Here is a 25,546-nt window from a genome sequence, read left to right as displayed (position 1 = left end):
ACTCCTGAGCAGGTTTTGTCGTGATAGGGTAAATGCAGGCTAAATTTGAGGGTTACATCATGGAACTTTATCTCGATACTTCTGACGTCGCGGCAGTGAAACGGCTGGCGCGTATCTTCCCGCTGGCGGGCGTGACCACGAACCCCAGTATCGTGGCGGCAGGGAAAACGCCACTCGAGGCGCTGCTACCGGCGCTGCAGGATGCGCTCGGTGGGAAAGGTCGCCTGTTCGCGCAGGTCATGGCGACCACCGCTGAAGGGATGGTGGAAGAGGCGCGTAAACTGCGCACCATTATCAACGACCTGGTGGTTAAAGTGCCGGTAACGGCGGAAGGTCTGGCGGCGATCAAAATGCTGAAAGCGGAAGAGATCCCGACGCTGGGTACGGCGGTGTACGGTGCAGCACAAGGGATGCTGTCCGCGCTGGCGGGCGCTGAGTATGTTGCCCCTTACGTTAACCGCGTGGACGCGCAGGGCGGGGACGGGATCCAGACGGTGGTTGAACTGCAGCAGCTTCTGACGCTGCATGCCCCGCAGTCAAAAGTGCTGGCCGCGAGCTTCAAAACGCCGCGTCAGGCACTGGACTGCCTGCTGGCAGGTTGTGAATCCATCACCCTGCCGCTGGATGTTGCTCAGCAATTTATTACTTCGCCTGCGGTGGATGCGGCAATAGTGAAGTTTGAGCAGGACTGGCAAGGGGCGTTTGGCAGAACGACGCTCTGATACGGTTGCCGGGTTATGCTAACGCTTGCCCGGCTACCATTTAGCGTCCGCATACCTCACAGCCGGGGTTGCGCATCAGTTTCATCTCGCGGAACTGGCAGGTCATCGCGTCATACATCACGATTTTCCCCGCGGCAGGCGTCCCGTAATGCGCCAGCACTTTGATCGCTTCCATAGCCTGCAACGAACCTATAACGCCGACTAACGGAGCCATGACGCCCGCCTCCACGCAGGTGAGGGCGTTCTCGCCAAACAGACGGCTCAGGCAGCGATAGCACGGTTCGCCCCCGGCGTAGGTAAAGACGCTGATTTGGCCTTCCATTCGAATGGCGGCACCGGAGACCAGCGGCGTTTTGTGGGCAAAACATCCTGCATTCAACTGATTGCGAATGGTGACGTTATCGGTACAGTCCAGCACCAGATCGTGTCGTGCTATCTGTGCCGACAGCGCCTCATCATCCAGCAGGGCGTCAATCAGGGTGAACTTCACGTGAGGATTGATGCGCGCCAGCGCCGCGCGGGCCGATTCCACTTTGGGCTGGCCGAGGGTCGCGTCGCTGTGCAGCGTCTGGCGCTGAAGGTTCGACACCGACACGGTATCAAAATCCAGCAGCGTCATATTGCCCACCCCCGCCGCGGCCAGATACTGGGCCGCAGCGCAGCCCAGCCCCCCCAGCCCTACGACCAGCACCCGTGCTGCCTTAAGCGCTTCCTGGCCGTCGAAATCAAAACCGCGCAGAACAATCTGGCGGTTATAGCGCATCATCTCCTGGTCGCTGAGTTCAGCCGTCATGTTAGCCTCCGAAGAGGTGGTTAAAGCTTTCCACCTCAACCCATTCACCCGGCTCCACGCTGCCGCGTTCACGCTCGAGAACGATAAAGCAGTTGCCCTGGCTGAACGAGCTGAAGATATGCGAGCCCTGGTGTCCGGTGGTGCTCACTTCCAGCTCGCCTTCAGCGTTGCGCGTCAGAATACCGCGCTGGAAATCAAGACGGCCCGGTGATTTCTTCAGGCGCGTCGCCGCTCGTACGCGCTGGCGAACCGGCAGCGGGTGGGCCTGGTGGTTACCAGACAGTTTTGCCAGCAGCGGAATCACCAGCTGGTAGAAGGTCAGGGCGGCGGAAACCGGGTTACCCGGCAGGCCGCAGAACCAGCTGTGTTTCAGCTGACCAAACGCGAATGGTTTGCCCGGCTTGATGGCCAGTTTCCAGAAGCCGATCTCCCCCAGCTCCTCAAGAATGGTTTTGGTGTAATCCGCTTCACCTACGGAAACGCCGCCGGAACTAATTACCACGTCCGCAGACTGGTCCGCTTCAATAAACGCGGCGCGCAGTTTCTCCGGATCATCCGCAATGATGCCAAGGTTAATGACCTCACACCCCAGCTGTTCAAGCATCAGGTGTACCGCGAGGCGGTTAGTGTCGTAAATCTGGCCGTCCTGCAGTGGCTGGCCCGGAAGCTGGAGTTCATCGCCGGTGGAAAAGACCGCCACGCGTACCTTACGGATAACGTCAATTTCTGCGATGCCGAGCGAGGCCAGCACCGGCAGTTCGCCCACCGTCAGTTTCTGCCCGGCGGCAAATACCGTTGCGCCACGCGTGATGTCTTCACCGGTACGACGGATATTCTGTCCCGCTTTAACACTCGCGGTGAAGCGGATGCCCGCTTCCGTTTGTTCGGTCTCTTCCTGTATCACCACCGCTTCGCAGCCTGGCGGTACGGGGGCACCGGTCATGATGCGTACGCAGGTACCCGCAGGCCACTCACCGTTAAACGGCTGTCCGGCAAATGCTTTCCCCGCCACGGGCAGCGCCGTATCCGTCCGGATATCCGCCAGGCGTACCGCGTAGCCGTCCATTGCGGAGTTATCGAACCCAGGCACGTTAAGCGGAGAGACGATATCGCGCGCGGCAATACGACCAAAACAGCGCACCAATGGCAGCGTCTCGTGGTCGTGCAGGGGGGAAATTCGGTCAAGCATCTGCGTGAGTGCCGCCTCAAGCGGCATCAGTCCGGCGGTAAAATCCATGGTGGGCTCCTGCGGAGTAACGACGAAAGCGTCCATTATGGCAGAAAAGTGCCACTAACTGTATGACCCGATGGGTGTACGCTTTACATCACAGTTGCGTCTTTCTATATTCAAAAATCATCTGAAGTTTCAGCGACGATAATGATATTTATAGAAAAAGCCGCAAATCAGGCTAACGGGTGATGGGAATGGTTAATGCGGTAATCGCAATTCATGGTGGCGCCGGGGCAATCACCCGTGCCCTGCTCAGTCCCGAGCAGGAAAAACGTTATATTGATGCGCTGTATGCCATTGTGGAAACGGGCCAGCGGATGCTGGAGGCGGGCGAGAGCGCGCTGGATGTGGTTACCGAGGCGGTACGTCTGCTGGAAGAGTGCCCGTTGTTTAACGCGGGCGTTGGTTCAGTCTTTACCCGCGATGAAACGCACGAGCTGGATGCCTGCGTCATGGACGGTGTCACCCTTAAAGCGGGCGCCGTCGCGGGGGTGAGCCATCTGCGTAATCCGGTGCTGGCCGCGCGTCTGGTGATGGAGGCGAGCCCGCATGTTCTTCTGACCGGGGCCGGGGCGGAGACGTTTGCCGCGGAACATGGCATGACGCCAGTTTCTCCCGATCTGTTTTCAACGCCGGAGCGTTATCAACAGCTGCTTGAGGCGCGCTCGGCAAACGTGACGCAGCTTGACCATACCGCGCCGCTCGATGAGCGCAGCAAAATGGGCACGGTAGGGGCGGTGGCTCTTGATAAAGCCGGGAATCTGGCTGCGGCCACGTCGACCGGCGGAATGACCAACAAACTGCCGGGCCGGGTAGGTGACAGTCCATTACCGGGGGCAGGGTGCTATGCCAATAACGCCACGGCGGCAGTGTCGTGCACCGGAACCGGTGAAGTGTTTATTCGCGCCCTCGCGGCGTATGACATCACCGCGCTGATGGATTACGGCGGGTTAAGCCTGGCCGAAGCCTGTGAGCGCGTGGTGATGGAGAAACTGCCCGCGCTGGGGGGTGTCGGTGGGTTAATTGCGGTGGATCGTGAGGGCAACGTGGCATTGCCGTTTAACAGCGAAGGTATGTACCGCGCGTGGGGTTATGCCGGTGATGAACCCAGTACGGGGATCTATCGTGAATAAGGGGGCAAAGCGTGCCGCACAGTGAAGAGCTGGACAACCGTGAAGTGCTGGCTGTCCATCAACTGAATATTGCGTTTCAGGAAGAGCGGCAGTTCATCCCCGCAGTACAGAATTTATCATTCTCGCTCAACCGCGGCGAAACGCTGGCGATTGTAGGCGAGTCCGGTTCAGGGAAATCGGTCACCGCACTGGCGCTGATGCGTCTGCTGGAACAGACCGGCGGACAGGTCAGCTGCGAAAAAATGCTGCTGCGCCGGCGTAACCACCAGGTCATTGATTTAAATGAGCTGAGCGCCTCGCAGATGCAGAGCGTGCGCGGGGCCGATATTGCGATGATCTTCCAGGAGCCGATGACCTCGCTGAACCCGGTCTTTCCGGTCGGGGAACAGATTGCCGAGTCCATCCGCCTGCATCAGGGGTTGAGCGGTGATGAGGCGCTTCGTGAAGCGAAACGCATGCTCGACCTGGTACGCATACCGGAAGCGCAGGCCATTCTGGGACGCTACCCGCATCAGCTTTCCGGCGGTATGCGTCAGCGCGTCATGATTGCGATGGCGCTCTCCTGCCGTCCCGCGGTGCTGATTGCCGACGAACCCACGACGGCACTGGATGTGACTATTCAGGCGCAAATTCTGCAGCTTATCAAAGTGCTGCAGCAGGAGATGGAGATGGGGGTGATTTTCATCACCCACGATATGGGCGTGGTCGCCGATATTGCCGATCGCGTGCTGGTCATGCATAAGGGCAACGCCGTGGAAACCGGCACGGTTGAGCAAATTTTCCATGCGCCGGTTCATCCTTACACCAAAGCGCTGCTGGCGGCGGTTCCGCGGTTGGGGGCGATGAACGGCAGCGATTTACCGCGCCGGTTCCCGTTGATTTCTCTCGAAGCGGCAGGCCAGCAGGAAGATGAAATCGAGCAGGATACCGTGGTACCCGGAAAGCCGATTCTGGAAGTGCGCGATCTGGTGACCCGTTTTCCCCTGCGCAGCGGAATGTTTAACCGCGTGAAGCGCGAGGTGCATGCGGTTGAAAACGTCAGTTTTGATTTATGGCCAGGCGAAACGCTGGCGCTGGTGGGAGAGTCGGGCTGCGGGAAATCCACCACCGGGCGGGCGCTACTCAGGCTGGTGGAGTCCCAGGAGGGCAGCATAACCTTTAACGGGGAACGCATTGATACCCTTCCGGACAGCAAACTGCAGGCGGTGAGGCGGGATATCCAGTTTATTTTTCAGGATCCGTATGCCTCCCTCGACCCGCGCCACACGGTGGGGTATTCACTTATGGAGCCGCTGCGGGTGCATAACCTGCTCGACGGTGAAGCCGCGCAGCGTCGGGTGGCCTGGCTGCTCGAGCGCGTGGGGCTGAAGCCGGAACATGCCTGGCGTTATCCGCACGAGTTTTCGGGCGGTCAGCGGCAGCGTATTTGCATTGCCCGCGCGCTGGCACTTAACCCGAAAGTGGTGATTGCAGATGAATCCGTCTCGGCGCTGGATGTCTCTATCCGGGCGCAAATCATTAATTTACTGCTCGACCTGCAGCGGGATATGGGGATTGCCTTCCTCTTTATCTCACACGACATGGCGGTGGTTGAGCGTATCAGCCACCGTGTCGCGGTGATGTTTATGGGACAAATTGTGGAGATAGGACCGCGCAGGGCGGTATTTGAAAATCCACAACACCCTTACACACGCAAACTTATTGCCGCGGTGCCGGTTGCCGACCCTGAGCATCGCCACGGCCAGCGTGTGCTGCTGCAGGACGAAATGCCGAGCAATATTCGTAAACGGGGCGAGGCGGTGGAGCGCGTGGCGCTGCGCGAGGTTGGCCCAGGGCATTTTGTGGCCCCCCCGCGTCAGGACAATGCATTCTCGCGGTTATAACTTAAAACAGGCAGGAGAACACAATGGTTAAATTTGTAGCGCGCAGATGGTTACTCGCCGTGAGCGTGACGGCAGCCCTGGCCGCCGCGCCGGCGTTCGCTGCCAAAGATGTGGTGGTCGCCGTCGGTTCCAATTTCACCACGCTGGATCCGTATGATGCCAACGATACGCTCTCCCAGGCGGTGGCGAAATCGTTCTATCAAGGGCTGTTTGGCCTGGATAGCGAGATGAAACTTAAAAATGTGCTGGCGGAAGGGTATACCGTTTCCAGCGACGGGCTGGTGTATACCCTTAAGCTCAGAACCGGTGTGAAGTTCCAGGACGGTACAGATTTCAACGCGGAGGCGGTGAAGATAAACCTCGATCGCGCCAGCAACCCGGAAAATAGCCTCAAGCGCTACAACCTGTATAAAAACATCGCCAGCACCGAGGTGGTCGACCCGACGACGGTGAAGATCACCCTGAAAGAGCCGTTCTCGGCGTTTATCAATATTCTGGCGCATCCGGCCACGGCGATGATTTCGCCCGCCGCGCTGAAAAAATACGGCAAAGAGATCGGGTTCCATCCGGTGGGTACCGGCCCCTACGAGCTGCTCACCTGGAACCAGACCGACTTTGTGAAGGTTAAGAAGTTTGCGGGTTACTGGCAGCCGGGCCTGCCGAAGCTGGACACCATTACCTGGCGTCCGGTGGTGGACAACAACACCCGCGCGGCGATGCTGCAGACCGGCGAGGCGCAGTTCGCGTTCCCGATCCCCTATGAGCAAGCCGCCATTCTGCAGAAAAACAGCAAGCTGGAGCTGGTCGCCAGCCCGTCCATTATGCAGCGCTATATCAGCATGAACGTGACGCAAAAGCCGTTTGATAATCCAAAGGTGCGAGAGGCCATCAACTACGCCATTAACCGCCAGGCGCTGGTAAAAGTCGCCTTTGCTGGCTATGCCACGCCGGCTACCGGCGTGCTGCCTCCGGCGATCGCCTATTCGCAAAACTATCAACCGTGGCCTTACGATCCGGCCAAAGCGCGTGAGCTGTTAAAAGAGGCGGGTTTCCCGAACGGCTTTAGCACCACGCTCTGGTCGTCGCATAATCACAGTACCGCTCAGAAGGTGCTGCAATTTACCCAGCAGCAGCTGGCGCAGGTAGGTATCAAGGCGCAGGTCACCGCGATGGATGCCGGTCAGCGTGCGGCTGAAGTGGAAGGGAAAGGGCAGAAAGAGAGCGGCGTACGGATGTTCTACACCGGCTGGTCGGCCTCTACCGGTGAAGCGGACTGGGCGCTGTCGCCGCTGTTCGCCTCACAGAACTGGCCGCCGACCCTGTTCAATACGGCCTTCTACAGCAACCCGAAGGTGGATAAAGACCTGGCGGATGCCCTGAAAACGACCAAACCGGAAGAGAAAGCGCGCCTGTATAAAGAGGCGCAGGATATCATCTGGAAAGAGTCACCGTGGGTACCGCTGGTGGTGGAAAAACTGGTTTCCGCGCATAACAAAGCGCTGACCGGGTTCTACATCATGCCGGATACGGGCTTTAGCTTTGATGAAGCAGATTTAAAATAATACTCATGCCCGCAGGCCACCGCCTGTGGGATGAGAGGGAAAGGCATGCTGAATTATGTTTGTAAACGCCTGTTGGGGCTTATCCCGACGCTGCTGATTGTGGCGGTGCTGGTGTTTTTGTTTGTTCATATGCTGCCGGGCGATCCGGCACGTCTGGTTGCAGGGTCAGATGCGGATGCAACGGTTATCGCGCTGGTGCGAAAACAACTGGGCCTCGACCAGCCTTTGTATATGCAGTTTCTCCACTATATTGGCAACGTTCTGCAGGGTGACTTTGGCACTTCTATGGTGTCACGTCGTCCGGTGTCGGAAGAGATTGCCAGCCGCTTTATGCCCACGTTTTGGTTAACCATTGCCAGCATGAGCTGGGCGGTGCTGTTTGGTCTTGGCGCAGGAATTGTCGCTGCCGTCTGGCGCAACCGCTGGCCGGATAAGCTCGGTATGGCTCTGGCCGTCACGGGCATTTCCTTCCCGGCATTTGCATTGGGGATGCTGCTGATGCAGATATTCTCCGTGGAGCTGGGCTGGCTGCCGACGGTCGGGGCCGACACCTGGAAACACTACATTCTGCCCTCAATGACGCTGGGCGCGGCTGTTGCAGCCGTGATGGCCCGCTTTACCCGCGCCTCGTTCGTTGACGTGCTGAGCGAAGATTATATTCGCACCGCCCGGGCGAAAGGGGTCAGCGAGAAATGGGTCATCCTCAAACACGGCTTTCGTAACGCGATGATCCCGGTGGTGACGATGATGGGGCTCCAGTTTGGTTTTCTGCTGGGCGGCTCGATTGTGGTGGAGAAGGTCTTTAACTGGCCGGGACTGGGACGTCTTTTGGTGGATTCAGTCGAAATGCGTGATTACCCGGTTATTCAGGCCGAAGTCCTGCTTTTCTCACTGGAATTTATTCTTATCAACTTAGTGGTGGATGTGCTCTACGCCGCCATTAACCCGGCCATCAGGTATAAGTAAAATGCGATTGTTGAACTGGCGTCGTCAGGCCATGTTAAACGCTATGCCGGGGCTAAAGCCGGACCATATCCGCACGCCGTGGTCTGAATTCTGGCGGCGTTTTCGCCGTCAGCCGGTCGCCATGACGGCGGGGCTGTTTGTCCTGCTGCTGATTGTGGTGGCGGTCATTGCGCCGTGGGTCGCACCGTTTGATGCGGAAAACTATTTTGATTACGACCGTCTCAATGATGGACCGTCGATGCTGCACTGGTTCGGCGTGGACTCGCTTGGGCGCGACATCTTCAGCCGCGTGCTGGTGGGGGCGCAGATCTCTCTCGCCGCCGGGGTTTTTGCGGTACTGATTGGCGCGGCAATCGGCACCGTGCTGGGTCTGGTCGCCGGATATTACGAAGGCTGGTGGGACCGCATCATCATGCGTATCTGCGACGTGTTGTTTGCCTTCCCGGGCATTCTGCTGGCGATTGCGGTAGTGGCGATAATGGGCAGCGGTATGGCTAACGTCATTATTGCGGTTGCGGTCTTCTCAATACCGGCGTTTGCGCGTCTGGTGCGAGGCAACACGCTGGTGCTCAAACAGCAAACCTTTATTGAGTCTGCGCGCAGCATGGGGGCCAGCGATGCCACTATCCTGTTCAGCCATATTCTGCCGGGGACGGTGTCGTCTATCGTGGTCTATTTTACCATGCGTATCGGCGTGTCGATTATCTCGGCGGCCAGCCTGTCGTTTCTGGGGCTGGGTGCGCAACCGCCTACACCGGAGTGGGGCGCGATGCTGAATGAAGCAAGAGCGGACATGGTCATTGCACCGCACGTGGCCATCTTCCCGAGCCTGGCCATTTTCCTGACCGTGCTGGCGTTTAACCTGTTGGGTGATGGGTTACGCGACGCGCTGGATCCGAGGATTAAGGGGTAGGATGGAAACCCTCTCCCGGCGGGAGAGGGTGAAGGGAAGGGTAAAACGCCGTTAAACCCGGCTTCCCCACAAATCATACTCGTCGGCGTTTTCAACTTTCACGCGGACAATATCGCCCGGCTTAACGCTGGTTTCGCCGTTCAGGTAGACCGCGCCGTCGATTTCAGGGGCGTCCGCCATGCTGCGGCCAATCGCGCCTTCTTCGTCCACTTCATCGATGATGACCAGAATTTCGCGGCCCACTTTTTCCTGCAGACGTTCAGCAGAGATCTGCTGTTGCAGCTGCATGAAGCGGTTCCAGCGCTCTTCTTTCACCTCTTCCGGAACCTGATCCGCCAGTTCGTTGGCGGTCGCGCCTTCGACCGGGCTGTATTTGAAGCAGCCTACGCGGTCCAGACGTGCTTCTTTCAGGAAGTCGAGCAGCATCTGGAAATCTTCTTCGGTTTCGCCCGGGAAGCCCACAATGAAGGTGGAACGCAGGGTCAGGTCCGGGCAGATTTCACGCCACTGTTTGATGCGTGCCAGCTGGCGATCGACGGAGCCAGGACGCTTCATCAGCTTCAGAATACGCGGGCTGGCGTGTTGCAGCGGGATATCCAGATACGGAAGAATTTTCCCTTCTGCCATCAGCGGGATGACATCGTCAACGTGCGGGTAAGGGTAGACGTAATGCAGACGTGTCCAGATACCCAGTTTGGCAAGCTGTTCGCACAGGCCAACCATGCTGGTTTTCACCGGCTCGCCGTTGTGGAAACCAGAGCGATGTTTCACGTCGACGCCATAGGCCGAGGTATCCTGAGAAATGACCAGCAGCTCTTTAACGCCTGCGTCTGCCAGACGTTTGGCTTCTGCCAGCACTTCACCAATCGGACGGCTGACCAAATCGCCACGCATGGACGGGATAATGCAGAAGGTGCAGCGATGGTTGCAGCCTTCGGAAATTTTCAGGTACGCATAGTGACGCGGGGTCAGCTTCACGCCCTGTTCTGGCACCAGGCTCAGGAACGGATTGTGCTTAGGTTTAGGGACATAGTGATGAACATGCTCCAGTACCTGCTCGTAGCTGTGCGGGCCGGTGATCTCCAGCACTTTCGGGTGCACTTCGCGGATCTGGTCCACTTTCGCGCCCAGACAGCCGGTCACAATCACTTTGCCGTTTTCCGTCAGGGCTTCACCGATGGCTTCCAGTGACTCCTGAACCGCGCTGTCGATAAACCCACAGGTGTTAACGATCACCATGTCGGCGTTGTCGTAGCTTGGCACCACGTCATAGCCCTCGGTGCGCAGTTCGGTCAGGATGCGTTCAGAATCCACCAGGTTTTTTGGGCACCCTAATGATATAAATCCAATCTTAGACATTTTTTTGTACAATCAGTTGCTCACAATGCCGGGGATTATATAGATGCCGCAACTTTATAGCTACATCAGGTGGTCAACAGATAGGCAGGATAAAGGGACTACCAGAACCAGACAGGTAGCGGCGGCGAAAGCCTATGCTGAAGAAGCTGGCCTTGAAATGGTTGAAATTATCGAGCCTGGCGTAAGTGCTTTTCGCGGAAAGAACAGGGCGGGTAAGTTGGGCGACTTCATAGACGCCGTAAAAAACGCTGCTATACCGTCTGACTCATGGCTTTACTGTGAGAATCTTGACCGCCTTTCACGTGATCAGGTAGATGAAGCACTGCGTTTATTCCTTGAGTTGATAGGTTTAGGGCTAACGATTGTCACGGGAATGGATCGGAAGGTTTATAACCGAGATACCATCAGACAAAACCCTACTGATCTTATGATTTCTATTCTGATGTTTATCCGTGGCAATGAAGAGTCCGAAACGAAATCTAACAGGACTGCAGGTAATGTTGTTGCTTTGGTCGAACGCCACAAAGAAGGGTTGCCAGTAAACATCAAGTCAGTTGGCCGACATCCATTCTGGATAGATGATACTGGATCACAATATGAAGCAGTAAAAAAACATCCTTTTTACTGGAATATTGCCCGAGAAATAATTGATATGTTCTTGTCTGGCAATGGTGTTTACAGTGTTAAGAAATACCTTGATGAGAAATATCCAAATGGTTTGAAGGGAAGGGAGTGGGATTACCAAGTACTCAAAAAAATGCGTGATAACCGTGCATTGATTGGAGAACGTACTATAAATCTTAGAGGTGTACCTTATAAGTTAGAAAATTATTATCCGTGGTTGTGCAAAGATGAAGCTGAGTTTTTCTTATTGGAAAAAAGGAAACAACAAAACAACTACAAATCAAAAAAAGATGGTGCAGACACAATAAAATTACTTTCTGGTCTTTCTATTCTCAGATGTAGTAAATGTGGCGGGACTATGCATTCATTTATGAATCATGGTAAAGCTCGATACATCTGTACTAATGGGGTACATCTGCAAAAAAATTGTTCAGGTTGGTCAATTACAGCACAATTAGTTGAACATTGTACTATGATTGCACTCCTAATTGGCTACATGGATAAAAGTAGAAAAAATGGTAGTGATACAACCCTAATAGAAGAAGAACTCAATGAAAAAGAAAAATTGATCAAAGCTTTAGATTCTAAAATTTCAAATTTGGTTACTGCAATAGCTATTGCACCTGATGTAAATTCTTTGGCTCATTCTTTGAACGAAATTAATAGCAAGAGAAAGGAACTTGTTTTATCCGTAGAGAAATTGAAAGAAAGATTAGTTTCATTACAAGGAAAAGGTTCTTTTGAAGTAGATATCATGGAATTTCTCATCCTTATTCAATGGGCTTTTTTTACGAACATGGAAGATAATGATAGGGATAAGATCAGAAAGATTATAGATGCAATTATTGAATATATCGTCGTAGATAAAACAAATGATTGTATAACTATAAAAATTAAATATTATGGTAATGATGAAGTTTTGGTGTTCGGTGGCGTTGATAGAAAACCACATTGGCGGTTTTCTATCGATTTTGATACAGGGAAAGAGGGGGTACTAACAGTACTTGAAAATGATCTAAAGGATGTGCCTGAAATCCAAAAGGCAGTAAGCTACTTGCATAAATTAGAAAAAGGTTATTTAGCGATGTATGATTCTGCGGTAACTATGCTTGCCGAAGTTGGTTATCCAGAAATTAAAGGTACACAATTTTGGCCTAATTCAGGAAAGCACGAGAAAGTAACGGTTGCTTTTGACGGTGTGGAACACACAATTTCATTGAACGGCAGGTTGCCTAAAGCGATAGTAAGTGCAATTGAAACAACAGGGTTAAATCGTCAACAATTTATTGAAAAATTCAAAGTATAGCCCTAACTATTTTGATTAAGCCCCGAAAGGGGCTATTTCATGCCTGTTTTTAACTCTCAGTACTAAATACTAAAAATAATGTACTTGAGAGGATGTATGAATTTATTAGTTAAAATTATTTTAGAAGTACTGGCATTCGTTTTTTGCGTGTGTGTACTCTTACCATTCTACATGGTTTGTTTCATCATCTACATGATCTTAGGTGTACTAACACTGCCTTTGAAGATCCCATACATTAAACGAGTGGTACTGAGTTACCTGAAACGGGAAAAATAAACATGGTATAATATAGGTGTAGAGTACCTAATGCTTTCTTTCAACTTCTTCAGTACTTCCAGATTGAATCAACAATAAGGATTTAAAAATCCGTGAAACGATTTTTATTTAAATCCTATACTACATATGTCTTCAACATATCTCACATGTTCCGAAGAAAAATAATAAATAACATATAGATTGTGACTCATCTATCCTTCCATTGAAAAGATACCCTACGCCGTAGGGTTCTTTTTACATGGTGTTTATTACGAAATCGAAATCATTAAATAAGGAAAAAATAAATGAAAAACAAAAATGATGTAAAAACTAATTGTGTGACTGTGCGATTAACTGACGCTCAAGTTATCGCTCTACAGGAACTATCTAAGAGTGGAGTATGCGAGCGTGAAACATTGGCAAGTGCTTTTCAGTACTTACTTAATAAATTCATTATTTTGAAATAAGGCTAATGCTGTACGCCTAATAAAGTTATAGCAAATGGTGAGACAGGATGTTTCACCACAAAAGAAAGGAATCTTAAAATGGAAAGAGTTAATGATTTAAAAAATGTACGTGAACATAAAGACTACCCAAATCTAAAAGCAGGTCGTAAGGCATTCAATAACATGTTCGATAGGACATTGTACAATCCTGATTATGCTGATGTAGATGTTAGTAATGAATTTAGTAATCTAACATCATTCTTAGATTGGCATGAGCAGAATTATGTAAAAGATTGGCAACTTGATAAAGACATTCTAACTCCTGGTTCTCGTGAGTACTCACCTCAAAACTGTATGTACGTTCCTCCTGAAGTAAACCAACTATTCAAAAGTACCAAACCTGGTAAGTACATGAAAGGTGTTGAGGCATCAGGTAAGAAATTCAAAGCTTATTGTAGTGTTGATGGGAAAAAGATTTGTTTAGGTACTTATCCTACAGAACTTGAAGCACATAAAGTACATATGAAGTGGCGTAAGGCACGTTTGATAGAACTCGCTGAGAAGTACAAGGAATATGAAAAACTAAGTGCGGCACTATTAGAACACGCTAACAAAATTTAATAAAAAAGGCACTACGTGGAGGTAGTGCCATAAAATATATGGAGATATTATATAATGTATAACTATTTATCGAAAAATAAAATGAAGTTTATCAGCGGTGATTGTGGTAGTGGTAAAACACACTCGTTGGTACAGCAAATTTTACGAACACCAGATAACTATATTGTTGTGCAGGGTACATTACATCTTACACAGCAGACCGCAAAAGATTTAGGTGAAGTGGCAAAACTAATCACATCAGTAACATCAAAAAATGTTCATGAGGATATGATTGAGTTTCTGCTAAACCCTACACACCGTGTACTAATAATAACTGATATTGCTTTCCTAAAGATACCTGATATGACGTTACTACAAAAATGGAAAATCTATCTTGATGATGTTGTTTCTTTCCATCACTTTGCTACACCTAACACAAACCAGAAATCACTCATTGAGAATGAGTTGTTTCATAGCTTTGAAGCAGTAGGTTATAATCACGAAACGGCTAAACCTGTCACCGATTTTGATGATGTAGTACTTGAAAATGCCGCTAAAGCGTTTGCTTTCGTGCAGCAGTACGATCACTTCCTTTTCAATGCACGTTTCTTTGAGAAAGTAGGTGGTACTAATCAGTACAAGCAGGAGAAAGACCAACTACAGGTTATGTCATGGGTAAACCTAAAACGCTTCATAGGGCTTGATATTACCTTTATGGCTAATGACTTTGAGAACACCCTTGTGTACTTGTCTTCACCTGGAAGTTTTGAACGTACTACCCTAACGCTAATACAGCGTACAGTACCACTAAATCAACGCATGAGAGTACATTACTTTAGTGATGTACCTTTGACGGCATCACTACGTTCAAACTCCCCAGAACAGTTTGAGAAGGTTTTAGCATGGGTACGCAATAACCTCGCCGATTACATCTTTACCGTGAACAGCGATCAGAGTGAAAAGGTACTTAACGGCAAGTCTGTACCGCCTAAAAGCCGTGGTATCAATGATTACAAGAACTATACAAAAGCCGTTTGGTTAAGTAGTCTCAAACCTTCCCATGTAGAAGTAAAACAGTGTGAACTAATGTTTGGTCTTACATACGAACAGATAGTACAGGCACGAGAGAAGGAAGAACTATATCAATTCGTACAGCGTACCAAACTACGCGATTATAAAAGTGATGAAGTAGTAGATATCTATGTGTTCGATAAAGAACAAGCACTCTCACTTTCAGATACACCTATCTTCATAGATTTAGGAATTGAAGTAACTAATAGTGCCAAATCAGTTAGTACTTTTGTTCCTTTGAATCTCAGTACTTCACAGAAGAAGGCATACCAACGCATATCTCTTGAACGGTTCCCTACAATTGAGTTATTCAATAAGTGGATGAACAAGAAAGCACAGTTAGTACTCAATGAACAGCAAAGAGCACATTTTGTATCTAAGTACAATTCACTCCTATGATCATAAAAATGTCTCTAAAAACTATCTAATATTATAGGTAATAAAAGGAGACAAAATTAGAAAAAAACCGAGCAAGAACAAAAAGAACGGGCTACGCTCGTTCTTTTTTTCGCAGTGAGTTCGACATAAGGCGGTTGCTTGCAACTGCCTTATCGAGATTAATATAAAGAAGCACAAACGCTAACGCGTTCGGCTTTGAATTTCTATTTCTATGTACTCGCCTGAGTAGTTCATGTACTTCTTCTTGAAAGTACCTAATACTGGCGAGTACATACAAATATCATTCAATTTCTTTTTTGATTAAGTACATACAAATCCCTTTTGTATTAAGTACACAAAAGTAGGGGTCGGCACTACGTGCCTAAAGTATTTCGCTGTACCGCTTCGCTCAAAGGGCGGGGGATCGGGCTGTTAAATCCCTTTATGTACTGACAAATACCCTTGTTATTATTCCAATCAAAGGGGTGAAATTCGCTGTAGTGAAACATAGTTCTTCAGTACCACTATCGCTATCTTCCTACCATTTTTTATAGGTCTGCTCAATGCACTATCCATATGATAGAATTGCCAGATGCAAACAGCAGGGAAAACAAAATGCAAATAATGAGGATGACATACGACGATATTGATAATAATGGCTACGCCAAATTACACGTCTATGGAATAGGAACTTTCTCGGTTTTCAGTGGGCAAAACCCATATACCAATGATCCCAATTGTGCGTTTATGCCTAACAGTGCAATACCTACTGGACGGTACTGGATAGTTGATAGGCCAACTGGCTCTACACTGAATAAGATCCGGGCATGGGGCGTTGATACAATCACAGGTAATGACCACTCCGAATGGTTTGCACTCTTCAGTGCTCAAACCATGACAGATAGCATAATGATTAACGGTGTATCACGTGGTAGTTTCCGGTTACATCCACTCAGGCCGGATGGCTCTGGTTTCTCAGAGGGGTGTATTACTTTCGTCAATCGACCGGATTTCTATACTGTACGTAGTCAGTTGCTCCGTACTAAAAAGGTTAAAGTACCAGGATCAAGGACTGGATTGATGGCATATGGTTATGTTGATGTGCAAGGGGGGAGCGACTATGCGAAGTGCAGGATTCGTTAAGAATGCGGCCATATACAGTATCTGTATTGTCTTTGCATGGTGGCTATCAAGTTTCGGTAAACCTCTCAATGGACTAACGCAATGGGTCATGGATACCGCCTATAATACTTTCGGTTCTGGCCTGAGTGGTTCATATGAAACTGATGCAGATCCGGTAAGGTTCATCGCCTTAATCCTGATGGTACTTATCTATGCTACCATATTGTTCTTGCTCACACGCTTAGTACAAAGAAAGTTTCAGGCCAATCGCTAATACCTCATTTTATTAAGTACCCTCACTGCATATGGTGAGGGTATTTTTCAAATAGTCATATGTTCTGTTTTGGTGTTTAATTCATGATTATTAGTAAATACCTATAAAGGTTAGCAGTACTAACACACGATAGGATTTACGAAATGATAAGAATAGAATTTAACACCTACGATGATGGGACATACTATTTCCTGTATGTTACAGAGGAAGTACGTATTGAAACTAATGGTTCTGATGGTTTGCAGATGGAAACCCGCGATTCGAGGGTAAGGGATTTGGGTGATCCGTGCCAGTACTTAACCATTAAACAGCGAAAGGATGAGTACTTTAACGAAAGTTTAATCAATCCTTACATTGATATAGTAATAAAAGCCGCTGAAATTATATTTTACACAATATAAGAAAGTGCTGTATTACATTTAGGGCATGTTGGAACTCCTTTTATATCCACTTCATACGATGTGAGATGTAACTATTTAAAGAGTGTATCGAAATCAACAGTTAAATCTTTAATTGATTGAGCTAATAATTTATGGGAATTTTCGACATCGTCCTTTTTTTCTTTCCATGATAAAAGGACATTATATAAATTACTCTCATTATTATATTGTCGTAACATGTCAGAATGGAGTCTGTTAACTCTATTTAATGTTTTAATTAACAGAAGGAATTTATCTGTTTGTAAAACAGAAATTTTCCACACTTGTAAACTTTCACATCTGGTCCCAAAGTCAATTACTTTTTTACTGAATTCTTGCCATAATTCATGATGCCGTTTAAAGGCATCTTGAAGCTCCATCGGGGTAGGATTTCTAACCTGAATGATCCGTAATCTGTAACTGGATACCAAATGTTGTTGAAGTATCCTTAACTGTACCATTTCAGCCATGCACATACTGGCTTGCTTGAACCCTTCATGTTGTATTTTAGGAGAGATCCAATCTTTTGCATTGTACGCAGCATAGACAGCCGCACCAGCCATCGCCATATTACATGCAGCACTTACCCAATCAGTTACGCTCCCCCATTCGAATCCTTTAACATCCAGGAAGAGAACCTTGATAAGTACCAAAACTGCAACAATGAACAGCACTACAATGATGCCTAATAAAGTAAAATTTGTTTTTTTTAATTCCACTGTTGATAAAATCCGCAATTAAATTTATTGATCAAATATTGTACTTTACCATCACAGCCACAATCAAGTACACTCTGAACATCACTCCCACCCACTATGGGTAGGTTTGTTTAAGGTGTGGGTGTGGCGTGAAACTCAGGTTTGTTTGTATTTGCGTCAAGATGCAGAAGAGCAAGCATTCAAGCCATTCGTTATTGCTTTAACTAAAGGAAAATGTAATCAAATAAACCTTCAATAGAGGATTTATTTTACTTGAAACAAATCAATAAATTTTGTTTTTTTGAACTTAAGATATTTCTGTTCCGTTTCTGCCAAGTCCTTAACATAATCATTATAATGTACTTTGAAATGCTTGAATGAAGTACTGAATTCATCCATACCAATATGTTCAGCATCATATATACAGCTTTTTGCTAATGAAGAAGCATTAAAAGCGGAGACACTTGAATCACGAAGTTTCTTTAACACGTCATTAATTATGTCTTTGTCTTTCAAAAATAACGACCACCTTTCTATCATTTCCAAATTTTCTAATAGCTCGTCTATTCTTTGAATATCAAACGTGTGGTTTAGAATAAGCATTTGATAATCATGAGCTTTGTTTTCATCAACATAAGTTATGCGTTCATCGACAGCTTTCAAGTACTCAAACGCATCATGTAATTCAGATATGTACTTTTTAGTTTTACTGTATTGTTCATCGATATCGGATAACAGTTGTTCGGCTTTATCAAAACCTTTAGTGTGTGATCGTTGTGAGAACCACTGATTAGCATTTGCAGCAGCGTATACAGCTACACCTGCCATAACCCAATCAGCTATAGTACCAGTAATATCATACCAAGCCATAGCATATCCTCAATCAACAAATAATTCACTGTAGTGTTTCATTATATTATTATGGGAGCCTCGAACAATTTTGTAAAATTCACTGATTTGTCTGTCATACTCAAAGCTGTTTTGTAACCGTAATCTGATTTCATTTGCCCCAATAGATAGCGATTCCTCTATTTTATATGCCAGGCCTAAATGTGAATCAATAAGGTCTTTGAAGTGTACTTCGTTTTTAGGTTTTAATCCCCATAAATCCATACGTTCCATTGTGGTACGAAGATTGATAATATTCCTTCTATATTCAATTTCCCTCTGGTATATCGCGTTCCAGCGTTTTCGGAATATCTCATCATCACCTTGTTCATCTGGATCTGTATTGATTATTTGTTTCACATCACTATGCAGGTAAAACCCCTCCTGCTGTATTTTACAAAACTGATCAATAAGCTCATCTGCAAATTTAAATTTTCGCTCATTGATTTTTGGTGAAAGCCAATCTTTAGCTTTTGCAGCAGCATACACAGCTACACCTGCCATTACAGCATTACATCCAGCACTAATCAGATCTGAACCATTTCCCCAATCCATGAATCCCTTCCCGATACAATCTTTTGTATTGTATGTACCACAACCTTGTTTAAGGAGCTATCAAAAGGTAATTCACCCTGCATATCACAGAAAGCGTCATCCTTATCATGTGCCTCCAACATAGCTTGCTGTGCGTAGAACCAACTACCAACAGCAAAGATATCCACTAGCTTAGCTACCTCAAGCATAAAGTAGTATGCGTTACTTGAAGCCACACCGAACCAGTACAAACGAGTACCATCCTCATGAGATGTTGTCTCGAACAAGACACATTGCCCATCTTCAATACGTTCTAAGTACCCTCCAGTACTGAACAGTAAGTACTTCATCATGGCCATGACGGTCGAAGGGAAGAAGGAACTACTCAAACAACAATTAGAGACAGTAGAAGTTCATGCGTCATGGTTCAGAGAACACCGGCTTTTCTGTACCGTTAACGTTGATACTGTACAGGCACGGCTATGTATCTTTGACAGGGATATTATTCAGCTATTGGATAAGCTGGATTTCATCAGGCTTGAGATCTCAGAGAACTTTGAAGGGCTTGAAATGGGTATTGAACATCCGATACTCAGAACACTGTTAAACGTTGGCTATCGTTTGTTCCTTGATGATCTTGGCTCAGGCCGTGCCAATGTCGAAGCACTAACTACTGGATGCTATGAGGCGGTAAAACTTGATAGAGCGTTCTACCGTCAGGAAGTACAGAAACCCACATTCAACGTACTGATGAAGAACATCATGAAGTACTGTCCGTATGTGATCGTTGAGGGAGTAGAGCAGCGGCAGGAGCTACCAGTACTACGCGATGCTGGAGTAACAGCGGTTCAAGGCTATCTATATAGGTCAGTTAATTTTCTAAAGGTAGATACTTTAATTTAAACTAAGGCCACTTTTTAAGTAGCCTTAAAATGTATCAATTTTACTTGTTGCTTGGGTAGCTGACGCAGGTATGACCAGAACTCATCAAAGTCATCTGGTTGCCTTCAAGAGGAACAAAAGGAAAAGAAACATATTTGAAATTACTGGAAGTCATGTTGAAGTACAGCTTCTTATCATTCATCGTGAGTTGTGTTGCGTGTGCTGGGAATGTACCTTCACCAGCTTGTGTTACTAAAAAAGCCATTGGGTAGAAATGTAGGCATGAACAAACACAGTTATGACCGTTATTAAAGAAGCCAACAGTTTGGGCTGTTATTTGCAGCTTGTGAGGATAAAACCAATAGTAAAAGTCGTGAGTAGCGTGTATGTCCTCATTTTTACCAAGAACAAATTGTTTTAAAGGGGTGTAGAAAGGTGAATCAACAGGTGGGTTTATGCAATCTGTTACTGAAGTAGCTGCAAGCAAATGGCCTACCATTGCTCGTGTAAATGCAACAACATCGGCCTTGAAAGAAATCATGTTCAAAGGAAATGGTGTACCCTTAAAATAATGATTTAGTAGTAATGTAAATTCTTTTGTTACTTTACCAATCTCATTATCAAGCGAGCCTAATAGGTCGTTATTGCATTTGATACATATGGTTTTAAAAGTTGTACCTATTTTAGCATCAAGAGGGCGAACTTCACTAAGTGAAAAATATTCTACAACAGACTTCTGAAGCATTTTCTCCGGCTTGCATGCACTCTTAGGCGGTACGTGGTCTCTGGTGAGTCTACCAAAATTCCCGCATATATTGCAGTAACCCTCATCAATTCTTACATGTTTAAGTCTTTCTGTAATTTTGCTCATGCGTTCTTATCCTTCAAGGCAATTAGAAAGAATATAAATTCAATTGAATAAATAATCAAGTATATAAAATAGGTTCTCCCTGAACTTTCAAAAGACCGCGTAGTTTCGCCACCGGATATAAAGATTTGTGTGTGAACGAAATAACTATACCCGCACCGCAGTCAAAAAAGAACAACGCCAATTTCATTTAATTCACATTGGCAATTATATTTTACTGGACACTCACATAATTTAAAAACAGCGTAAGAGCCATTGAGTTCTTCACTAACGTACTTTTCCATAAAATCGATATCATCTGGTTCACAAAAAAGATGAAACCCGACACCGAGATAATTACGCATTTTGTAGTCACAATGTTTAATAGCATTAATTTTCTTTTGGTCGGCTGCTAAGCCCCTAACTAATGGTGCAACACGTTTAGTACATTTGAACTCTATAAAAATATAATCATCAGAGGGTGAGGATTTTTCACGCAGAATCAAATCTACTTTAGCAAGTCTGCTATCAGGGTAATCTACTGGATCGAGGTATATTGTGACTTCACGATGTAGCTCGTACTTCTTTTTTGAAGTGAGATAATGAGCAAATTCTATTTGCAGCCATTTTTCCCAATCATTAGTTTCTTTTTCAACAAAAGAATGTAGCCTTTTTTTTATCTCATCTTTCTTCAAAAACCCGTTCAGCAATTTTACTAACAGAGAAAAATCATTGTTACGGTCTGACATTGTAAACCCTATAAATAAAATAAAAAGGATTAAATATGGATATCTCATTAAGATCATTAGCGAGACAGTACGGATACGATGAATCTACAGTTCGAACCTGGGTAGAAAAGGGAATGCCGACAGGCTCTGATTCTAACGCAAGAAATTGGATTGTAGATAATGTACTAAAGCCGTTGCGTGATACTAATACAAAAGAACAAATTGAACAAGAACGTTTGAAGAAACTTTCAGCAGAAAGGCAGTTAGCAGAATTAGAGTTAGCAGAAAAGAATGGGCTGGTGGTCAGTACTGAATATGTAGAACAAGTACTAACAGAATATCTATTCCAGATCAAAACAGCAGTACGTGCAATACCATCAAAAACTTATCTTGAATTATTCGCACAATCAGATGCAAAGGATTTACGCGATGTATTAAGAACGCATATTGATAAAACATTATACCAATTAGGCTCAATGGAATTTGAGCTACCCGATGACATGGAAGTATTAGAGGATGGAAACAAACAAAAAGAAATTAACGAGGATTCTGAAGAAAGTACTACCAACGATACAACCTCCGAAGATTCAGAAAACCAGTGAGTGGATTAGTAATGGTGTAGTTAAATTTGTTGATGGGCCGAATATGGGCCTTGATTGGATACCCTTTAGTTTCCAAAAAGAACCAATGGATATAGCTCAAGAGCGAAGTACTAAAAGATTGTACTTCAATCATGTTCACAGCTTTTGAAAACAACAGTACTTCAATCAATCGCTTTTAGTCTAATGGCAAATGATCCCTGTAACTTTGCTTTTGGTAGTAGTTCTGAATCAGAAGTGAAGAAATTCAAGGATGGTAAATTTCTTCCAGCAATTGAAACAAGTGAAGTACTAAAGCCATTAGTAACCGATAAGAATGACAAGAACGCCGCCAATAACTCTAAACAAACACAAATGGTGAACGGTACTTTTATCTATTGGTTAAATCTCAACACGCCCGGGAACCTTCGCGGTATCACAACCAGGTGTGTTCTGTTAGATGAGGTCAGCAACTGCGAAATTACTGATGAAGGGAATCCAATCAAACTGGCAGAAGCACGTACCAGTACCTTTGGTAGTGACTCATTGGTGGTTGTATCCTCAACACCTTTGTATAAAGATGATTTAATTAATGCGGAATATAACCTATCTGATAAACGCCGTTACTTTGTTACACATTCTTGCGGTCATGAGTATATTTTTGAATGGGAGCAGGTAGCATTCGAATTTAAATATTTAGAGAATGGTAGAGCAATTCCAGATAGTACAACTACCCGTTTAATATGTCCGTGCTGTGAAAAGGAAATTGATGAACATACATGACATCAAATGATTGATAACGGGCGATGGGTTGCAACTAATCCAGATGGTGAACCTGGTGTAGTAGGTTATCAAATCAGCCGTATGTATTCCCCATTGAATACGATTACTGAAATGGTAAGTAAGTTTGCTGATGCCCTTTATAACTTCAATCTACAAACATTCTATAACAACGAACTTGGATTACCTTATGAGGATGAATATCAAAAAGAATTAGATATTCTCCAATTGGAATCACTACGCGAAGATGAATTTAACCTACATAAAATCCCTGAAAGTACGTTAGGTATTTGTATATCAGTTGATCAGCAAATTGATAGATGCGAAGCCACTATATTAGGCTTTGATGAGAAGAACATATATGTACTTGGTCATAAAATTAAAGCCCCACAAGGGGCTTTTTTAAATTTTAAATGGGTTGATTATGTTGTTTTTTTAAATGTATAAAAGCAATTGTGTTATTAATAATGTATGCAAAATAATTTCATTGGTTTATGAAGTAATTAATAAGAAATTATGCTATATAGTGTTAATTATTTTTATAAAACACTTGAAATTAAAAGCTCTTTGTTGATAATATTACATGTATTTTGTTGATCTAATGTTGATGAATCGACCGCACTTGAACATAAGTTAATATATTTTAGGGGTATTGGTTGTGAAATATATAATCTCCACGGCTGTGGTTCTGATTTTTACATTTTTGTTATTGTGCTCCCTGTTTGTTTTTAATCCTGCTCTATTCAAAGATGTTAAAATTACTGATTATATAAGTGCTATATCATCGATGGTATCGCTTTTAATAGCTTTTTATGCCTTCTATTTTGCAAAAGATTATTTAGGTCAGGAAAAAAGAAAGAATGCAGCAAAATTAGCTTTTGATATAATTCAAAAGGATTTGCCACAGATTTCACAATTAGATGAGGTTTTTGATAGCCTCTATGTTTTGGAGCAGACTATAAAACGGTTTCATAAAAGTTTGACCCCCGATGAAGAGCATTATTGTATTGAGGTTTTTATTAAGTATAATGAAAAATTAAGTGCTGTAGTTAAAGATTTACATAATAAAAATAATATATTAAAAACAAACTTGCTGAGTGCATCTATACTTGGTTGCAAAATTAGAGATGATGTTGATACTTTTGATAAAATTCTGAGAAATCACCAATTTTTGATGCTTAGTGTGATTGGTATTCGAGAAGTCCTTATAACTTCATTAGAATATGAAAATAATGAAGAACTTGGTCAGTTTGTTAACCCAGGTAAGGTAGAGTCACAACTTGACAAGCTCAATGACTCTATTACGCGATCCTTATATTATTACAAACAGTTCAATAATGAAGTTTCTAAAATACAAAGTGATACTGTCGATGTGGATAGTTTATTTGTTTTTAAATGATTAGATTAATTATTAGATGTTATAGATAATTATTTTAGGCTACAGTTTAATGTAGCCCCAAAAAATTTATTCACACTTCCAGATCGTATTCTGTACACCACTACCTTTAGGTAGATGTGGGTTCATATTGGCACTATGAACGTATGTTGCCTTTTCCTTTCCATACTGCTGACATGCTTCATTTGCTGTTTTTTGTAAGCTATCTAAACCATACCAACCGTCAGACTGAATACTAACAGTTTTACCATCATTATATTGTACTGCTGCACATCCCGCTAATGTTAACGGGATAAGAATCATTATTAGGGATTTCATTATTATTTCCTAAATACCCGTACAACAACTGTACAAGGGTATTTTATGGCAAGAATTACTAAAAAGGAATCTGCATTACACATTCAGGTTATGGATCTCATCCACTCTGATAAGCAACTCACAGAAGACAATAAAGAGTTTATCTTCAACAACTACAAAGGCGATGGTATAGGGGCTACTGGTGCTTTCTTCACACCTGAAATGCTCGCATGGGATTTCATACTTGATGCTGGCTGTACTGGTCAGTGTATCGAACTATGTGCGGGTATAGGTCGCCTCAGCTACTACCAGTACTTAAGAAACAACCCAACACACATTACTTGTGTCGAACTAAATCCAGAGTACGTAATGATTGGGAAGAGGGTACTACCTGAAGCTGAATGGATTATTGGTGACGCTCTACAGTACTCATCAGACCGTTTCTATGAAGTTGCCTATGGCAATCCACCTTTCGGTAAGATCAACACGTCAGAAGCGTATACAGGCCGTTATAAGGGCAGTGAGTTTGAATACAAGGTGATTGAACATGCAAGTACCTTATCCTCATATGGGGTATGGATAGTACCGCAGGGTTCAGCAGGGTTTAAGTACTCTGGACATAGGTACTATGACGCTTCAGTACAGACAGCTAAGTACCAGAAGTTAGTTAATGATACAGGGTACACGTTTCAACCTGAGGTATGGATTGATACCAGTATCTACAAGAACGAATGGAACGGTACAAAGGTAATCTGTGAGGTTGTGACGGTTGAGTACTAAAAATGTGATTTCAAGCAAGTGTAACGCTACATATTGTGTCTATACTTACTTATTGCACCACATGGTGTATTTCACACAGCA

27 protein-coding genes are annotated in these 25,546 nt (G+C 45.6%); 17 read left to right on the top strand and 10 right to left on the bottom strand.

What is annotated here, in order from left to right; all coding sequences use genetic code 11:
- Positions 1-59 precede the first annotated feature (59 nt).
- Complete coding sequence (gene fsa, locus ACMVME_RS05950; RefSeq protein ID WP_068795183.1) at positions 60-722, top strand: fructose-6-phosphate aldolase; 663 nt, start codon at positions 60-62, stop codon at positions 720-722.
- A gap of 40 nt (positions 723-762) precedes the next feature.
- Here the strand turns inward: fsa and moeB are convergent, their stop codons facing one another.
- Positions 763-1,515 (bottom strand): molybdopterin-synthase adenylyltransferase MoeB, encoded by a 753-nt coding sequence (gene moeB / locus ACMVME_RS05945; protein WP_040017000.1) that lies wholly within the window; start codon positions 1,513-1,515, stop codon positions 763-765.
- A 1-nt stretch (position 1,516) separates the two neighbouring features.
- Entirely contained in the window at positions 1,517-2,752 is a 1,236-nt protein-coding gene (moeA, locus tag ACMVME_RS05940) for a molybdopterin molybdotransferase MoeA (protein ID WP_414743397.1), read from the bottom strand.
- 188 nt (positions 2,753-2,940) lie between these two features.
- Between moeA and iaaA the strand changes: the two genes are divergently transcribed.
- Genes iaaA through gsiD form a run of 5 tightly spaced genes read left to right on the top strand, consistent with a single transcriptional unit; the run spans position 2,941 to position 9,203 of the window.
- Positions 2,941-3,879 (top strand): beta-aspartyl-peptidase, encoded by a 939-nt coding sequence (gene iaaA / locus ACMVME_RS05935; protein WP_068794879.1) that lies wholly within the window; start codon positions 2,941-2,943, stop codon positions 3,877-3,879.
- A gap of 11 nt (positions 3,880-3,890) precedes the next feature.
- Complete coding sequence (gene gsiA / locus ACMVME_RS05930) at positions 3,891-5,762, top strand: glutathione ABC transporter ATP-binding protein GsiA (protein WP_014169283.1); 1,872 nt, start codon at positions 3,891-3,893, stop codon at positions 5,760-5,762.
- Between the two features lie 23 nt (positions 5,763-5,785).
- Positions 5,786-7,324, top strand: a complete 1,539-nt coding sequence (gsiB, locus tag ACMVME_RS05925; RefSeq protein ID WP_068794421.1) for a glutathione ABC transporter substrate-binding protein GsiB — start codon at positions 5,786-5,788, stop codon at positions 7,322-7,324.
- A gap of 45 nt (positions 7,325-7,369) precedes the next feature.
- Positions 7,370-8,290 carry a glutathione ABC transporter permease GsiC gene (gene gsiC / locus ACMVME_RS05920; protein ID WP_020884889.1) on the top strand — a complete coding sequence of 307 codons (921 nt, stop codon included), beginning with the start codon at positions 7,370-7,372 and terminating at the stop codon, positions 8,288-8,290.
- Between the two features lies 1 nt (position 8,291).
- Positions 8,292-9,203, top strand: a complete 912-nt coding sequence (gene gsiD, locus ACMVME_RS05915; RefSeq protein WP_020884888.1) for a glutathione ABC transporter permease GsiD — start codon at positions 8,292-8,294, stop codon at positions 9,201-9,203.
- Between the two features lie 51 nt (positions 9,204-9,254).
- Here the strand turns inward: gsiD and rimO are convergent, their stop codons facing one another.
- Positions 9,255-10,562, bottom strand: a complete 1,308-nt coding sequence (gene rimO / locus ACMVME_RS05910; RefSeq protein WP_068794422.1) for a 30S ribosomal protein S12 methylthiotransferase RimO — start codon at positions 10,560-10,562, stop codon at positions 9,255-9,257.
- A gap of 43 nt (positions 10,563-10,605) precedes the next feature.
- Here rimO and ACMVME_RS05905 point away from each other — a divergent pair, with 43 nt between their 5' ends.
- From ACMVME_RS05905 to ACMVME_RS05885, 5 genes are all read left to right on the top strand, one after another.
- A complete protein-coding gene (locus tag ACMVME_RS05905; protein ID WP_414743396.1) occupies positions 10,606-12,492 on the top strand; it encodes a recombinase family protein in 1,887 nt (628 codons plus the stop codon).
- Positions 12,493-13,052: 560 nt separating this feature from the next.
- On the top strand, positions 13,053-13,214 hold the full coding sequence (locus ACMVME_RS05900) for a hypothetical protein (protein ID WP_175392640.1): 162 nt from the start codon (positions 13,053-13,055) through the stop codon (positions 13,212-13,214).
- Between the two features lie 78 nt (positions 13,215-13,292).
- Positions 13,293-13,814 (top strand): hypothetical protein, encoded by a 522-nt coding sequence (locus ACMVME_RS05895; RefSeq protein WP_068794423.1) that lies wholly within the window; start codon positions 13,293-13,295, stop codon positions 13,812-13,814.
- Between the two features lie 54 nt (positions 13,815-13,868).
- Positions 13,869-15,263 (top strand): hypothetical protein, encoded by a 1,395-nt coding sequence (locus ACMVME_RS05890; protein ID WP_414743395.1) that lies wholly within the window; start codon positions 13,869-13,871, stop codon positions 15,261-15,263.
- A 555-nt stretch (positions 15,264-15,818) separates the two neighbouring features.
- Entirely contained in the window at positions 15,819-16,385 is a 567-nt protein-coding gene (locus tag ACMVME_RS05885) for a DUF2778 domain-containing protein (protein ID WP_350588582.1), read from the top strand.
- A 725-nt stretch (positions 16,386-17,110) separates the two neighbouring features.
- On the opposite strand, the gene ACMVME_RS05880 is transcribed toward ACMVME_RS05885, so the two are convergent.
- From ACMVME_RS05880 to ACMVME_RS05865, 4 genes are all read right to left on the bottom strand, one after another.
- Positions 17,111-17,776, bottom strand: coding sequence for a hypothetical protein (locus tag ACMVME_RS05880; RefSeq protein ID WP_068794427.1), 666 nt, complete (start codon positions 17,774-17,776; stop codon positions 17,111-17,113).
- Positions 17,777-18,019: 243 nt separating this feature from the next.
- Positions 18,020-18,625, bottom strand: a complete 606-nt coding sequence (locus tag ACMVME_RS05875) for a hypothetical protein (RefSeq protein WP_068794428.1) — start codon at positions 18,623-18,625, stop codon at positions 18,020-18,022.
- 9 nt (positions 18,626-18,634) lie between these two features.
- Positions 18,635-19,198, bottom strand: a complete 564-nt coding sequence (locus tag ACMVME_RS05870) for a hypothetical protein (protein WP_134178968.1) — start codon at positions 19,196-19,198, stop codon at positions 18,635-18,637.
- Positions 19,171-19,530, bottom strand: a complete 360-nt coding sequence (locus ACMVME_RS05865; RefSeq protein WP_217493741.1) for a hypothetical protein — start codon at positions 19,528-19,530, stop codon at positions 19,171-19,173. Before ACMVME_RS05865 ends, ACMVME_RS05870 begins: the two co-directional genes overlap by 28 nt.
- Between ACMVME_RS05865 and ACMVME_RS05860 the strand changes: the two genes are divergently transcribed.
- Entirely contained in the window at positions 19,529-20,080 is a 552-nt protein-coding gene (locus ACMVME_RS05860) for an EAL domain-containing protein (RefSeq protein ID WP_068794431.1), read from the top strand. The genes ACMVME_RS05865 and ACMVME_RS05860 overlap by 2 nt on opposite strands.
- Before the next feature lie 40 nt (positions 20,081-20,120).
- Here ACMVME_RS05860 and ACMVME_RS05855 read toward each other — a convergent pair whose 3' ends face one another.
- Together ACMVME_RS05855 and ACMVME_RS05850 are read right to left on the bottom strand one after the other, a co-directional pair.
- Positions 20,121-20,930 (bottom strand): chaperonin, encoded by an 810-nt coding sequence (locus tag ACMVME_RS05855; RefSeq protein ID WP_068794432.1) that lies wholly within the window; start codon positions 20,928-20,930, stop codon positions 20,121-20,123.
- Between the two features lie 161 nt (positions 20,931-21,091).
- Entirely contained in the window at positions 21,092-21,655 is a 564-nt protein-coding gene (locus tag ACMVME_RS05850) for a hypothetical protein (RefSeq protein WP_068794433.1), read from the bottom strand.
- Positions 21,656-21,690: 35 nt separating this feature from the next.
- On the opposite strand from ACMVME_RS05850, the gene ACMVME_RS05845 reads away from it, so the two are divergent.
- The 4 genes from ACMVME_RS05845 to ACMVME_RS05830 all read left to right on the top strand — a co-directional run bounded on the left by ACMVME_RS05845 (position 21,691) and on the right by ACMVME_RS05830 (position 24,391).
- The gene (locus tag ACMVME_RS05845) at positions 21,691-22,236 is read left to right on the top strand and encodes a terminase small subunit (RefSeq protein ID WP_254660370.1); all 546 of its coding nucleotides are present in this window, start codon (positions 21,691-21,693) and stop codon (positions 22,234-22,236) included.
- A gap of 144 nt (positions 22,237-22,380) precedes the next feature.
- Positions 22,381-22,995, top strand: a complete 615-nt coding sequence (locus tag ACMVME_RS05840) for a phage terminase large subunit family protein (protein WP_316246176.1) — start codon at positions 22,381-22,383, stop codon at positions 22,993-22,995.
- A 6-nt stretch (positions 22,996-23,001) separates the two neighbouring features.
- Positions 23,002-23,439 carry a terminase gpA endonuclease subunit gene (locus tag ACMVME_RS05835; RefSeq protein ID WP_316246177.1) on the top strand — a complete coding sequence of 146 codons (438 nt, stop codon included), beginning with the start codon at positions 23,002-23,004 and terminating at the stop codon, positions 23,437-23,439.
- 211 nt (positions 23,440-23,650) lie between these two features.
- Complete coding sequence (locus ACMVME_RS05830) at positions 23,651-24,391, top strand: hypothetical protein (RefSeq protein WP_068794434.1); 741 nt, start codon at positions 23,651-23,653, stop codon at positions 24,389-24,391.
- Between the two features lie 66 nt (positions 24,392-24,457).
- On the opposite strand, the gene ACMVME_RS05825 is transcribed toward ACMVME_RS05830, so the two are convergent.
- Entirely contained in the window at positions 24,458-24,706 is a 249-nt protein-coding gene (locus ACMVME_RS05825; protein ID WP_072001204.1) for a hypothetical protein, read from the bottom strand.
- Positions 24,707-24,751: 45 nt separating this feature from the next.
- Here ACMVME_RS05825 and ACMVME_RS05820 point away from each other — a divergent pair, with 45 nt between their 5' ends.
- Positions 24,752-25,465 (top strand): methyltransferase, encoded by a 714-nt coding sequence (locus tag ACMVME_RS05820; RefSeq protein ID WP_068794435.1) that lies wholly within the window; start codon positions 24,752-24,754, stop codon positions 25,463-25,465.
- Positions 25,466-25,546: the final 81 nt, after the last annotated feature.

Source organism: Enterobacter cloacae complex sp. 2024EL-00711 (assembly GCF_047529885.1).
Taxonomy (GTDB): domain Bacteria; phylum Pseudomonadota; class Gammaproteobacteria; order Enterobacterales; family Enterobacteriaceae; genus Enterobacter; species Enterobacter ludwigii.
This window is presented reverse-complemented; position numbering and strand designations above follow the sequence as displayed.